The organism is Vibrio sp. HA2012 (assembly GCF_002812955.1).
GTDB lineage: Bacteria > Pseudomonadota > Gammaproteobacteria > Enterobacterales > Vibrionaceae > Vibrio.
The window spans coordinates 81,187-94,545 of record NZ_PFXK01000006.1 but is presented as its reverse complement, the minus strand read 5'-3'; the positions used below and the strand labels follow the sequence as shown (position 1 = coordinate 94,545).

General features: G+C 43.7%; 12 protein-coding genes. 7 read left to right on the top strand and 5 right to left on the bottom strand.

Annotated elements, in window-relative coordinates:
- Nucleotides 1-57 precede the first annotated feature (57 nt).
- The 3 genes from CSW98_RS12260 to CSW98_RS12250 all read right to left on the bottom strand — a co-directional run bounded on the left by CSW98_RS12260 (nt 58) and on the right by CSW98_RS12250 (nt 2,687).
- Nucleotides 58-657: an LPP20 family lipoprotein gene (locus CSW98_RS12260; protein ID WP_100800777.1), complete on the bottom strand. Its 600-nt coding sequence runs from the start codon at nt 655-657 to the stop codon at nt 58-60.
- A gap of 15 nt (nt 658-672) precedes the next feature.
- Nucleotides 673-1,707 (bottom strand): hypothetical protein, encoded by a 1,035-nt coding sequence (locus CSW98_RS12255; protein ID WP_100800776.1) that lies wholly within the window; start codon nt 1,705-1,707, stop codon nt 673-675.
- Nucleotides 1,708-1,796: 89 nt separating this feature from the next.
- The gene (locus CSW98_RS12250; protein ID WP_157810385.1) at nt 1,797-2,687 is read right to left on the bottom strand and encodes an LPP20 family lipoprotein; all 891 of its coding nucleotides are present in this window, start codon (nt 2,685-2,687) and stop codon (nt 1,797-1,799) included.
- 413 nt (nt 2,688-3,100) lie between these two features.
- Here CSW98_RS12250 and CSW98_RS12245 point away from each other — a divergent pair, with 413 nt between their 5' ends.
- Together CSW98_RS12245 and CSW98_RS12240 are read left to right on the top strand one after the other, a co-directional pair.
- On the top strand, nt 3,101-4,327 hold the full coding sequence (locus tag CSW98_RS12245) for a transglycosylase SLT domain-containing protein (RefSeq protein ID WP_100800774.1): 1,227 nt from the start codon (nt 3,101-3,103) through the stop codon (nt 4,325-4,327).
- A 37-nt stretch (nt 4,328-4,364) separates the two neighbouring features.
- Complete coding sequence (locus tag CSW98_RS12240) at nt 4,365-5,141, top strand: ETEC_3214 domain-containing protein (RefSeq protein WP_100800773.1); 777 nt, start codon at nt 4,365-4,367, stop codon at nt 5,139-5,141.
- Between the two features lie 49 nt (nt 5,142-5,190).
- On the opposite strand, the gene djlA is transcribed toward CSW98_RS12240, so the two are convergent.
- Entirely contained in the window at nt 5,191-6,057 is an 867-nt protein-coding gene (gene djlA / locus CSW98_RS12235; protein WP_100800772.1) for a co-chaperone DjlA, read from the bottom strand.
- 143 nt (nt 6,058-6,200) lie between these two features.
- On the opposite strand from djlA, the gene lptD reads away from it, so the two are divergent.
- The 5 genes from lptD (at nt 6,201) to apaH (ending at nt 12,543) form a co-directional block, all read left to right on the top strand.
- On the top strand, nt 6,201-8,519 hold the full coding sequence (gene lptD / locus CSW98_RS12230; RefSeq protein WP_100800771.1) for an LPS assembly protein LptD: 2,319 nt from the start codon (nt 6,201-6,203) through the stop codon (nt 8,517-8,519).
- A gap of 67 nt (nt 8,520-8,586) precedes the next feature.
- The gene (gene surA / locus CSW98_RS12225) at nt 8,587-9,876 is read left to right on the top strand and encodes a peptidylprolyl isomerase SurA (RefSeq protein ID WP_100800770.1); all 1,290 of its coding nucleotides are present in this window, start codon (nt 8,587-8,589) and stop codon (nt 9,874-9,876) included.
- A gap of 2 nt (nt 9,877-9,878) precedes the next feature.
- Nucleotides 9,879-10,874, top strand: coding sequence for a 4-hydroxythreonine-4-phosphate dehydrogenase PdxA (gene pdxA, locus CSW98_RS12220; RefSeq protein WP_100800769.1), 996 nt, complete (start codon nt 9,879-9,881; stop codon nt 10,872-10,874).
- Nucleotides 10,871-11,686, top strand: a complete 816-nt coding sequence (gene rsmA, locus CSW98_RS12215) for a 16S rRNA (adenine(1518)-N(6)/adenine(1519)-N(6))-dimethyltransferase RsmA (RefSeq protein WP_100800768.1) — start codon at nt 10,871-10,873, stop codon at nt 11,684-11,686. Before pdxA ends, rsmA begins: the two co-directional genes overlap by 4 nt.
- A 35-nt stretch (nt 11,687-11,721) precedes the next feature.
- On the top strand, nt 11,722-12,543 hold the full coding sequence (apaH, locus tag CSW98_RS12210; RefSeq protein ID WP_100800767.1) for a bis(5'-nucleosyl)-tetraphosphatase (symmetrical) ApaH: 822 nt from the start codon (nt 11,722-11,724) through the stop codon (nt 12,541-12,543).
- A 99-nt stretch (nt 12,544-12,642) separates the two neighbouring features.
- Here apaH and folA read toward each other — a convergent pair whose 3' ends face one another.
- Nucleotides 12,643-13,182 (bottom strand): type 3 dihydrofolate reductase, encoded by a 540-nt coding sequence (gene folA / locus CSW98_RS12205; protein ID WP_100800766.1) that lies wholly within the window; start codon nt 13,180-13,182, stop codon nt 12,643-12,645.
- Nucleotides 13,183-13,359 lie beyond the last annotated feature (177 nt).

Sequence of the window (13,359 nt, the reverse complement as noted above, 5' to 3'; positions counted from 1 at the left end):
TATTAAGCGGCCTTTAGAGTTATTATTCTAACTATATTGATGATAAGTTCATCAACATCATTTTGTTTTCATGCTTTCCAACACGCTGGTAAGTACAGATTCTGTCTTCTGGTTATTAAATTGCTTACGTAATTCAGAATCTTCACTGTTAGCAGCATCAACGACTTTGTCCAGATTTGATTCGTAAGCCGGCTTATCCATACCAATTAATACGTATAAACCACCGGTAGGGCTTACCTGACTCACAATCACACGGCTATTTGCCAAAGTACGATTGGTTACACTTTTGGTCACATCACGAAATGCTTCCATTACATCTTCAGAGGCCGCTTCACTGCTGGTCAGAGAAGTTCCGGTCAACGCCTGCTGAAACATATTACTTACATTAGTTTCAAATTCGGAAGCTAAGGCGACACGTGCATCATTCATGGCAATACGACGCATCACATTCTGACCAGCCGCGCTTTTTTTAGCGTAACCTCTGGCACCAATAGCCAGATCATCAGGCATCACATCACATATCCATGCCGGAGCTTCAGTTGTTGGTGCATCAGGAAAAGTGCACTGAGTATAGTTTTGCACCCCTTTCACTGTACTATCGCTCTGACAACCGGCTAAGGCAGCCACTGCAACTCCTACAAGAAGTAATTTTTTCATTTTGCTATTCCGTTCTTAAAAAAGTTTACCCAGACCATCGCTCATATCTTTGGTATGACATTCAAGGTCCCATATTTCACAATTTCGGGTATCGCCATTGACCTGGACTTTATCGCCTTTTTGTACCTTAGCTGCAACTTCTTCGTCAATAGCAACCCAGGAATATTTGTCCTTAATACCATGTTCTTCATTATTGATGATATTACCAGTACCATAACCATGGGTTTCCAGCTCAAAAGTTCCATCACCTGCATCTACACGTTCCTGAGAAACAAAACTGACTTCCATCTTTGGCACCACTTTTCTATCTTTGCCCATGGAGATTTTCACCATACTTCCAGCTTCACACTGACGGAGTTCCATCACAACAGCTGAAGGGGCTAATACCTTTTTGAGGCCAGTAGAATAGTTCACAGCTTCTGCCGCAGCTTTGCTTGCCATTCCGGTATACTGAGCTTCTGTAATAGGACAGCGGCTATTTCTTGTTTCACTGGAAAATGATTCATCACCATTCAGCTCAACTCTTTCCACTGTTTCCATATCTGGCAGGGTAACAATCTTAACAACCGCTTTTACGTCTATAGAGAAATCGCACGCAGGTGGCACCCACATATCTTTACCTGTCAAAAGGTTTTTCGCGGAATGGCCATCAGTAAAACTTTTCGAAAAATCTGAAGAACTGATTTCAGTAATTACTGCATAATCAGCAATTGGAACACCTTTAGTATTATAACGGCCACTTTGTTCAGCCAACTTAATCTCATCTTTTAGCTTGTCAGCCATTTTACGGTCAACCAGCTTAGCCCCCATGTCATAAGCCTGATTTTCCAGCTCCTTACGCATAATAGTCTGCATTTTTTTACCCGACTCATCATCATAGGCAAGATCAACCGGGAGAACGATAACTGACACCTGAGCACTAGATTGACCAGAGATTTCAGCCTCAGGGATCTCTACTCGAGTTGAGGACGGACAGACTTCTTTATAACTGGTTTGACAACCTACCAGCAAACTCGCAAGCGCAATTCCAACTGCTGTTTTTTTATACATGAATAGACTCCAACATTTTTTATGTATATACCGTTTATAACTATTCTTTCTTTATCGGCTCATTTTTACATTAACATTTATCGCTATTTTTATAGGCTAAACCCTAGTGATCGCCATAACCCCTTATCGTCTAACTGAGATTTAAAATGACGAGAAGCACCTTCTGCTGACATCTGATAATTACTTACCGAGTTTCCTGAAGAAATAATCTCATCACTAGCAATCGTTTTGCCTTTATTATTTAATGTTGTTATTGAACTGATAATTGTCGTGATATAAGCAGAACCTACTTTGTTTTCCCTCTTATCCAGAGCAAGATGGATCGTATGGGTCACTTTAGCGGCGTTTCTTTTCTGTGTCGTATTTATTTTTTCCTTCGATAATGCGTCAAAAATAAATCTTGTCATATTTTTGTCATTCGGTTCCGCTACAACCCAGATAAGGATAGTATTCTGAATTTCACTGACTTTATTCACCAGAACATCAATATGTTGTGTTGAATAAGCTCCCTCGGGCTCCATTGCAGATAGTATTGCAATGCGAATCAACGCCTCTTTCTTTCGCTCAATAATCGAACGGTTGTTGAGATACCACACCAATGTGTCCGTATGTGTTAATTTGGCTATCTCTGCATCTGCAGCACGGTTCATTTCTTTCAATTCACGAATCAGCTGTTCCTGAATAGCACTCTTCTTTATTCTGGCCTGAACATAATAGGCTGCCTCATTATGTTCAATTTTAGGGTATTCAATACCCGTCAGAGTCAAACGTGCACTTTGTGTATTAATGCTGGTGTCAACTAGATTCTGATAGTGACCGTTACCATTGTCCTCTCGATAAACTTCCCGTTGGATATTCTGAGATTGGATCTGAGTCCACAATTGCTCGTTGATTTGATTCATGGCCACTTTTTTCGCCTGAGACTGAGTACGCCCCTGCCCCACAGCATACAAATATTGTTCATCATTATTCTGTGTCATAGAAAACCACTCCGGAGCTTTCGGTGTTGACTGACAACCAGATAAAAATAAAAAACCTAAAGTAAAGAGAGTGATGAAATATTTGTGATACATAACCATTCGCGCTGTTGTTATCATATTTTTACCGAATAATTATTATGCTTCTGGATCACCAGAAATCAAGTAATAAATATATCAATTCTGACGACCTCGCTACTTATAAATCAATCAATATCAGCACAAAACTTCCTTCTATTACTGTATCACTTAATCTGCCAGCAATAGCATTGTCATTACCTTTCCCTATGCTATTCTTGCCATAAAAGGAACAAACAGATTTTAAATTTGATTTCCCATACAAACAGAAATATAAATATAGATTGATAGATTCAATATCACGACATCTCATAGTCCCAATAATACAGGTACACAATATGTTTAGAAAAACGGCTTTACTTTTTATTCCGGTATTATCCTTTTCTGCTTTTCAGAGCAATGCAGCAGAAACTCTGGGAGAAGCCTGTGGCCTGCGCTCATCATTAACCCAATGTCCCAGCGTTGATTACTATCTGAATAAACCTGCAGATTTCAGTGATGAATTTGATCAATACAAAACATGCACAAATGCCGAATTCGGTCTGTTTAAAGCAGAACAAGCCTGTGAATTTGATGCCTATGTACAGCAGGCTCAACTTGAATTTGCTGACTATAAAAAGATAATAACTGAATTATGGGATAACCCGACATTCAGTGATAAGAGTTCCTGGGTGTCCTATTCACCGTCGATGAAAATCAGACGCGAAGTTGATTTTGAAAAGAACGTTGTCCGGATCACCACTCTGGAAGGGGACACAACGTCGCTAGATGAACTGAAAAAAGAAGTACTGGATACCACCAAGTTGTCCGTATCCGAGGCTCAGAAAGCAGACCCATTCGTCGGAAAAATACTTGCTGCGGCCAAACCAAAACAATTAAGTAATGCACCATTATTGCCAGTAGCAACATCTCAGGAAGACAAAGTCAAAGAACAGCAGGAATTACTGGAAAAATCAGTCGTCACCAAAGTAACGGACTCAAAGGGTAACAAGGTCGTGACTATTGAAGCTCCTTTCCCGACAACATGGCTTAACCGTAAAGAACAGCGCTTTATCGATCCTATTAATACGTATGCCGATAAGTTTCAGCTTCAGCCTAGCTTTATTCTATCAATTATCCGTACAGAGAGCGCTTTTGATCCAACAGCAGTCTCTCATATACCCGCATTTGGCCTAATGCAGGTTGTACCGACTTCAGCCGGTCTGGATGCCACTAATTACCTCTTCGGTGAACAACAAATGCTGAGTAAAGAATATCTGTTTACACCTGAAAAAAATATTGAAGTAGGGTCTGCTTATCTGTATTTACTCACTAATCGCTACTTCAAAGGCGTTAATGATCAGGACAGTCTGAAATACTGTGCGATTGCTGCCTACAACGGTGGAATGGCACCTATCTACCGCATTTTTGGCGAAGGTAGCCGCAAAAAGGCTATAGCTAAAATTAACACCCTTAGCCCGGATCTTGTCTACCAAGAGATTATTGAAAAACACCCGGCAGTCGAAACCCGCAACTACCTGAAGAAAGTGACTTCAGCTGAAGCAAATTACCTGAAAAAAATATAAACCAAAAAAAACATAAGCTTAAAAGTGACAAGGCGCTATGACAGAAGAACACACAAAACAGACAGAACACTACGAAGAGTACAATTACAATAATTTCGGCTCTTCATGGAAATTTATCATCACCTTAATTTCATTAATCACCATTGCACTGGGTAATCTGGATGGAGCCTGGGAAGGTGTGCTCAAAATATGGGACTTTGGGCATTCAACATTTACCAATCAGCCATCGCACAATCACCTTAACCAAATCTATATCAATGCATCCAGTAATATTCTTGGGGAAACCTTTGGTCCACCGGTTTATATCAAGCATACGACAAACGGTGACGATATTTATTACTATAAAGACAAGCATTTCATCCTTTCAGCCATAACTAAAAATAATACTATTGCTGCATTTTTAGTCTTCCCTGATAGTGATTTTAAGCCAAACACCAGTGAGCATGCCGGCGGTAAAGACTATCTTTCCCAACCATTTTCTGCTCATGAGAATTTAGTTTCCAGTCATTCCAATATCGCACGCGTCGGTAACTATTACATTGAAGAAATTACCGGGGGTAAGTTCGATATGCTTTATTCTTCAGTCGGTGGAGTCAGTGAATATCTGGGAGTAATCGAGCCAGAAAAGATGAAAGTACTGGCTGATTTCAATGATAAACTGATGATGGAAGAAGAGACCAAAGAAAGCCTGCAAAAGGTAAGGCTCGCTTTTACACCTAATTTTTACGGTTACAGTTCAGTCGGTATTGCCGAACTTGAGCAGGCTATTCTTACGTTCCTTGAATACGAGCTGATAACGAATAAAATCGGTTAGCTATTAAGTCAAAAGGGGAAAATCTCCCCTTTTTCATGGCCATTCACACTTATTTAAACCCTTTATCTCTTTTGATAACATCATAAGCCGACTGGATTTCCTGTGCTTTTTCTTTTGCCATGTCCATCATTTCCGGAGGCAAACCTTTTGCCACCAACTTATCCGGATGGTGTTCATTCATCAGTTTACGATAGGCTCTTTTAACTGATTTTGCATCAGCGCTCTCATCAATACCCAATACCTTATAAGCATCCGCCAGGCTGTTCTCGTCTGTCTGCTGCTGCCAACCACCATATTGTTGCTGCCCCTGAGAGTGCTGTCCGCCACCAAACCGGCCTCCCTGATGATGAAAACGAAACGCAGCTTCCTGCATTTTCAGACGTTGCTCCAGTTGTTGGGAAGAAAAGCCCAGACCTCTGGCTATCGTGTGCAGTACATTTCTTTCTGTCGGATGCAGACTACCGTCCGCAAAGGCAGCTGATATCTGCAGTTCCAGAAAAAACTGCAATAAATCAAAACGACCTCCAGCAGAAATACGAACTTTTTCCAGCGTTTCCTGTAAAGGAAAATCGGCCGCTTTTCCATCCCGGAAAGCATTCTGCGCAGCTTGCCTCTGAGTACCATGCAGATTCATCCGATCCATCATGGTACTGGCTAACTGAATCTCTTCTTTTGTAACCTGTCCTTTCGCTTTTGCCACATGCCCCATCACGGCAAAAGCTGTTTTAAAAAACTCCGCCTGCCTTTCTTCCTGACTAGGCCCCCCGGAAAACGCACTGGATGCACGGAAACCGGCCTGACTTAAACGACGGGCTTTATCAAATTGATGCCCGAGAAACAATCCAAATATGGCGCCATAAGGTCCACCGAACAAAAATCCGAAAAACAACCCCAAAATTTTGCCGAAAATATGCATTATTGTGCTCTCATCTATGAATTTTTATCGTGTCTGATGGTCTGATAGTGTCGGACGCGTTAATTTCCTTTATGATAAGGAATCTTTTGCCAAATTTCGGCTTGATATACCGAATAATCAAGTTAACAGGATAGTACAACTCGATGTCACACTTCCCCCGCACTTTTTTAACTGCATCAATTAGTGCCGCGCTATTTGTGCCAGCGACGCAGGCAGAAACTTCTGACAGCACTAGTGTGCAGGAAATGCCCGTCACAGATCAATGCCTGATAGACAATGTAGGCAACAATGATACCCGGCAACCGGTTCAGGTTGTAGCGGATAGCGTTGAAGGAATCAATGGCGAGAAAGCCACCTACAAAGGAAACGTTGTTGTTATTCAGGGCACAAAGCGCATCACCGCAGATACTCTAACCCTGCATCAGCCTGAAAGTACCGTGATTGCCGAAGGTAATGTCGGTCTGTCTGATGGTCAGTTTAAAGCAGAATCCGACAAACTCACGGCGAATCTGGATACAGATGATGCCACTCTGGAACAAACTGAATACCACTTTCTCTGTACACCGGCACGCGGTGAAGCGAACTATATCCATCGTGCAGGCAAAACATTTTACGAGATGGAAGATGGATCTCTGACATCCTGCCCTGACGGAGATAATGCCTGGAAACTAAAAGCTTCCTCTATCACATTAGATCAGAATGAAGAGCAAGCGACGCTGTACAATACAAGACTCGAAGTACTGGATGTACCGGTATTTTATATGCCGTATCTGATTGTGCCGGTTGGCGACACCCGTAAAAGCGGGATGCTATACCCGACAGTATCAATGGACAGTCGCGATGGCTTCACCGTTGAAGTCCCGGTGTACTGGAACCTGGCTCCCAACTATGATCTGATGACAACGATCAACTACATGGAAGACCGAGGCACTCAGTTAGACAGTCAATTCCGTTATCTGACTACTGCCGGCAGTGGTAGCATCAATCTGGAATACCTTCCGGAAGACAAAAAATATGAAGAGCTGGATGCCCGCTGGGGATTAAACTGGAATCATAGCGGCATCTATGACGGAGCCTGGAAATTCACATCCAACTACTCCAAAGTCAGCGATATTGATTATTTCAAAAATCTCAGCTCCAGTATCGGTAGCCGGGAAGACGGGCAGCTATTACAAACAGCGGCTGTGTCGTACCGGAGCAAGTCCTGGGATACCACGCTGAAAGTGAAAAATTTTCAGGTACTGTCGGAAGACAGCTACCCATATCGTCTGATGCCTCAGCTTGAATTTAATTACTATGCCCCAGAGCTGTATTCAAAACTGAATTTTAATCTACACAGTCATATCAGCCAGTTTGAAACCGATTCATCAACATTGCCGGATGCGACCCGGACTCACCTTGAGCCAATACTGTCTCTTCCTCTGACAACCACCTGGGGAACATTTACTGCAGAAAGTAAGTTGTATTACACCTATTATCAGCAGGATCTTAAGGACAATAATAGTGACTATGAGGAGAGCGTATCCCGCAGTATTCCTCAGTTCAGGGTACACAGCGGACTGTTCTTAGACAGAGATACCGCTATGTTTGACAGTCTGGAAGGCTACACACATACACTCGAGCCTCAAATCCAGTACCTGTATATTGCCGAAAAAGATCAGTCAGATATCTATAGTGGTTATGACACTACTAATCTGCAACTGGATTATTACGGCCTGTTCCGTGACGGAAAATACAGCAGTATTGACTATATTGCCCCGGCTAATCAGGTCAGCTATGGTGCAACATCACGCTTTTACGACAGTAATTTCAGGGAGCGGATGAATATCTCATTCGGTCAGATTTTCTACCTGGATTCGACTTATTCCGAAAGTGCCTCCAGTGATTCACCTTCGTCCTACTCGGCATGGGCAGTAGAAACAGAGTTCAACTATGATGATACTTTCTTCTATCAGGGGGGAATTCAGTTTGATACCGCTTCAGATCAGATCCAGATAGGCGACAGTACCTTTGAATACCGTTATCCGTCCGGATCCGGTTTCAGCCAGATAAATTACCGCTATGTTTCATTGGATTATATTGAACAGAACCGGGATTTTGATGATGTTGATATCAGTGACTATACCCGTTACGGTATCTCCCAGTTGGGCTTTATTACCAGTTATGACATCAACAAAAACTGGAAAGCCGGTGGCCAGTATTTCTACGACACCCGGGAAAACAAAAATCTGGAATGGTTTGCCCGACTAACCTATCTCAGCGACTGCTGGTATATCGGCTTTAGCTACAGTAACCAGATTTACGACTGGGATACGATTGGTAGCGGCGAACCTGACTATGAAAAAAGCTTCAGCTTTAACTTCGGTATAGTGGGTCTGGCAACGGGTATGGGAGTAGGTTCCGATTCTGAAGCGTCAGGTAACACCCTGAGCTACAGCCGTCCCTTCTATTTAAATAACTGATGCTCTGTGCTCCTGCCGGATAAAAGCAGCAGGAGCCTTAATCATACAATACGATTTGGATATATGAATGAACATGTGGAAACACACGCTGCTAAGCCTGTTTTTATTATTAAACATCACGCCCGCCTCTGCTGATCCGGTTGAACTGGACAGAGTTGTCGCCATTGTCAATGATGGTGTGATCCTGCAAAGTGACATCAGCAATGCACTGAAGACACTCACGTTTAATGCCCGACAAAAACATCAGTCCCTGCCGGATGAAACCGTACTTAAAGAACAGGTGCTGGAAAAACTGCTTCTGGACACAATTCAACAGCAGGAAGCAGACAGAATTGGCGTCAGAATTGATGACAACCGTTTAGATGATGCTATCAATAATATTGCTAAAGAAAACGGGCAGACACTGGAAGCATTTCAGGCTGAATTAGCCACTTCAGGGATCAGCTACGAGACCTTCCGGGAAGAAATTCGTCAGGAAATGGCGATCTCTGAGGTGCGTAATGCCATGGTGCGCCGCCGGATCAATATTATTCCTGCAGAAGTTGACAATCTGGCCACTCTGCTGGCTAACGAATCCAATTCAGCCGTTCAGTACCATATCCAGCATATTCAGCTACGCTTTGATAATGGTACAGACAAAGAAGCCGTCGCCCGACAGGCAGAAAAGATTGCAGCTGAAGTGGAAAAAGGGTCTGATTTTTCAGAAATGGCAATTACCTATTCGAAGGGACCAAAAGCTCTGAGCGGTGGTGACTGGGGATGGATGCGTAAAGAAGAGATGCCGACGATCTTTGCGGATCAGATTACGACCCAGTCTAAAGGGGCTATCATTGGCCCTTTCCGTAGCGGTGTCGGCTTCCATATTCTGAAAATCACGGATGTGAAAGGTCTGGAAACGGTCGCGGTTACAGAAGTCAATGCCCGGCATATTCTGCTGAAAACATCCGTTATCATGAGTGACGAAGGTGCCCAGAGACTATTAAAAGAAATTACTGATAAAATCAACAACGGTAATACCACGTTTGCTGATATGGCTCTCCAGTACAGTCAGGATCCAGGTTCCGCATCACAAAAAGGTGAACTTGGTTATCAGACACCAGATCTTTATGTACCTGAATTCAAACATCAGATAGAAACTCTGCCGGTAAGAAAGATAAGTGAACCGTTTAAAACAGTACATGGCTGGCACATTGTAGAAGTACTGGATCGTCGTCAAGTAGATAAAACCGATTCAGCGTTAAAGAATAAAGCTTACAGAATTCTGTTTAACCGCAAATTCAACGAAGAGGCAGGTACCTGGATCCAGGAAATGCGGGCAGGGGCATTTGTAGAACTGGTTGAAAGCGAAGCGGAGTAATCATGACAAAGCCCATCAGAAGAATTATCGTCACCGCAGGAGAACCCGCCGGTATTGGCCCGGATCTGGTACTGGCTATCGCTCAAAACGACTGGGATCATCAGATAATTGCTTGTGCCGATAAAAATCTGCTCGTCAAACGCGCAGATGAGCTGGGGCTGGATATAAACATAAAAGCGTTTGATGCCACCCTCCCGGCAGAAAAACAGCAGGCTGGAACATTACTGGTCGAACACATTCCTCTGGCAGAGCCAGTAATAGCCGGACAGCTTAATCCGGCTAACGGTTACTATGTACTGAATACACTGGAAAGAGCAGCAACCGGATGTATGAACGGAGAATTTGATGCGGTTGTAACCGGTCCGGTACACAAAGGCATCATTAATCGTGCTGGTGTTGCATTCAGCGGTCATACCGAGTTCTTTGCTGAAAAATCATCGACACCTTTAGTTGTCATGATGCTGGCAACCGAAGGATTACGTACTGCACTGGTCACAACCCATATGCCTCTGGCGGATGTATCAAAAGCCGTTACAGCAGAGCGTCTGGAGAGTATAATCCGCATCCTGCATAAGGATCTGGTCACAAAATTCGCCATAGATAAACCCAAAATCTATGTCTGTGGCCTCAACCCTCATGCAGGAGAAGATGGGTGCCTTGGTACTGAAGAGATCGATACCATGATCCCGACACTGGAAAGGCTGCGGACGGAAAATAATATGCAGCTGATCGGTCCGTTGCCTGCAGATACTATTTTTAATGATAAATATCTGCAGGATGCTGATGCCGTTCTGGGTATGTACCACGACCAAGTTCTGCCGGTGTTAAAGTTCAAGGGGTTTGGACGTTCGGTAAATATTACTCTTGGTCTGCCTTTTATCAGAACCTCTGTCGATCACGGCACAGCATTAGATCTAGCGGGCAAGGGGGTAGCGGATACAGGAAGCCTCCGTACTGCTCTCCGATACGCGATAGAATTAGTTGAGAATATAGAATGAGAAATGATGTCCACTTAGGGCACAAAGCGCGAAAACGTTTTGGTCAAAACTTCCTGAATGATCCTTATATAATTGATGGCATTGTTTCTGCCATTAACCCGAGACCGGGACAAAATCTGGTTGAGATCGGGCCGGGTCTGGCTGCTCTGACCGAGCCGGTAGGACGTGAAATTGATAAGCTTACTGTTATCGAGCTGGATCGGGATCTGGCCGAGCGCCTGCGTCAGCATCCGGAACTGGGATCAAAACTGACCATCCATGAAGGGGATGCGATGCGTTTTGATTTTACTCAGTTGGTAAAACCAAACAATAAACTGCGCATATTTGGTAACCTTCCTTATAACATTTCCACACCACTAATGTTTCATCTATTTGAATTTCATAAAGAAATTCAAGATATGCATTTTATGCTACAAAAAGAGGTCGTAAACCGTCTTGCCGCAGGTCCCGGGAGTAAGGCTTACGGGCGTCTGACCGTGATGGCACAGTATTTCTGTAAAGTAATTCCGGTGCTGGAAGTTCCGCCGACGGCCTTTGTACCACCACCAAAAGTCGATTCAGCCGTTGTTCGTCTGGTGCCGTACGAAGAATTACCTCATCCGGCTACCAGTATGAAATGGCTGGATCGGGTGTGTCGTGATGGCTTCAATCAGCGCCGTAAAACTATCAGAAACTGTTACAAAGGCTTACTGTCTGTTGATGAACTGGAACAACTGGACATTAATCCGACCATGCGTCCGGAAAACCTGACTCTGGAACAGTTCGTTGCTATGGCAAACTGGCTGGATAAAAACCAGACTAAAAACGGGTAAGTACATCCAAAATCCTGAATTAACCGGGGAGAACTGTGGCAAATTATATTATCGGCGATATTCAGGGCTGTTTTAATGAACTGCAGCTGTTACTGGAACGTGTTCATTTTGACCCGGCTCAGGATACAATCTGGTTTGCCGGTGATTTGGTGGCCCGCGGTCCCGACTCACTCAGTACTCTGAGACTGGTCAAATCGCTGGGCTCCTCTGCCGTTACTGTGCTTGGTAACCATGATCTGCACCTGCTGGCCGTTAGCCTCGGAGTTCATCCTCTGAAAAAGAAAGACAGGACAGCCAGCATCTTCAATGCTCCGGATCAGGAAGAATTGCTTGACTGGCTGCGCCACCAGCCCTTAATGGCAGAACACGATGAATTTGTTGTCTGCCATGCCGGAATTTCCCCACAGTGGGACAGAAATCAGGCTCAGTCTGCTGCCCGTGAAGTCGAGAGCATTTTGCAAAGCAATAATCACTGGCAGTGGCTGATTGAAAAGATGTATTCCAACACGCCGGATCGATGGGATCCAACGCTTACCGGCATTGACCGCTACCGATATATTATCAATGCATTTACCCGTATGCGCTTCTGTTTTCCTGACGGCAGACTGGATATGGACTGCAAACTTCCTCCGCAAGAAGTGGATGCAGAAGTACTGCTTCCGTGGTTTAAACTGGCAGACAGACAATTCTGGGATAAAATCATTATCTTTGGCCACTGGGCAGCATTAAACGGGCATTATGGTCAGGATGTTATCGGTCTGGATACAGGTTGTGTCTGGGGTGGAGAGCTGACGATGCTACGCTGGGAAGATAAGCAGTATTTTACTCAGGCAGCATTAGAAGAAAAAATTCAGTAAGGATTGTTGACGTTGTATCAGATACGTTCCCACACCGAAGCCTGAGAACACATCGTATTTATCTCAATCCCTTACGTTACCCTAATCCCTGAAAAATCATCAGCCTGCCGTTTTGTCCAGAATCACAAAGTGCATAGCATAGGGGTTCTTTTCGTCCGCAGGATAATCTTCCGTATAAGTACATTGCCATTCTTCAGAACCCCATGACGGAAATTGTGTATCGCCATCAATGTCCGCTTCAATCAATGTCAGATACAGACGATGCGCTTTGGGTAAGCAGTATTCGTAAATAGATCCGCCACCAATAATCATCAGCTCTTCACAGTTACCTGCGGTGGCGATGGCTTCTTCTACTGAAGTCACGGTTGTGACACCTTCTATTGTCAGTCCTTTATCCCGACTAATCACGATATTCAGACGGCCGGGAAGAGGACGCCCAATAGATTCATAGGTTTTTCTTCCCATCACTACAGGCTTTCCCATTGTCTGTTTCTTAAACCAGATAAAATCAGCAGGAAGATGCCACGGCATCTGATTATCTTTACCAATAATGCGGGCACTTGCTTCTGACGGATAAGAATGCTGAGTTCTATCTACCGTTCCACCATGTGCCATTGCGGCAATCATACTGATTTTCATTAATAAAAACCTTCTGTTAAGAATTTTTTGTCTCACCTGAAAAGGACGAAACTTGTGATCCTGCTGATATTTTTACCTGCTTCCACCTTTGCGGGAACAACAATAAAATACCGGGATAACAATAAAATACCGAAATAACAATAAAACTCGAAAGCGGTAAAAAGCTTAGTGGTAGTG

Excerpts from the sequence above, each read along its gene's own strand:
- pdxA (WP_100800769.1), top strand. The coding sequence starts at position 9,879 with ATGACAAAGCCCATCAGAAGAATTATCGTCACCGCAGGAGAACCCGCC.
- lptD (WP_100800771.1), top strand. The coding sequence starts at position 6,201 with ATGTCACACTTCCCCCGCACTTTTTTAACTGCATCAATTAGTGCCGCG.
- djlA (WP_100800772.1), bottom strand. The coding sequence starts at position 6,057 with ATGCATATTTTCGGCAAAATTTTGGGGTTGTTTTTCGGATTTTTGTTC.
- folA (WP_100800766.1), bottom strand. The coding sequence starts at position 13,182 with ATGAAAATCAGTATGATTGCCGCAATGGCACATGGTGGAACGGTAGAT.
- rsmA (WP_100800768.1), top strand. The coding sequence starts at position 10,871 with ATGAGAAATGATGTCCACTTAGGGCACAAAGCGCGAAAACGTTTTGGT.
- CSW98_RS12250 (WP_157810385.1), bottom strand. The coding sequence starts at position 2,687 with ATGACACAGAATAATGATGAACAATATTTGTATGCTGTGGGGCAGGGG.
- CSW98_RS12245 (WP_100800774.1), top strand. The coding sequence starts at position 3,101 with ATGTTTAGAAAAACGGCTTTACTTTTTATTCCGGTATTATCCTTTTCT.
- CSW98_RS12260 (WP_100800777.1), bottom strand. The coding sequence starts at position 657 with ATGAAAAAATTACTTCTTGTAGGAGTTGCAGTGGCTGCCTTAGCCGGT.
- CSW98_RS12240 (WP_100800773.1), top strand. The coding sequence starts at position 4,365 with ATGACAGAAGAACACACAAAACAGACAGAACACTACGAAGAGTACAAT.
- CSW98_RS12255 (WP_100800776.1), bottom strand. The coding sequence starts at position 1,707 with ATGTATAAAAAAACAGCAGTTGGAATTGCGCTTGCGAGTTTGCTGGTA.
- surA (WP_100800770.1), top strand. The coding sequence starts at position 8,587 with ATGAACATGTGGAAACACACGCTGCTAAGCCTGTTTTTATTATTAAAC.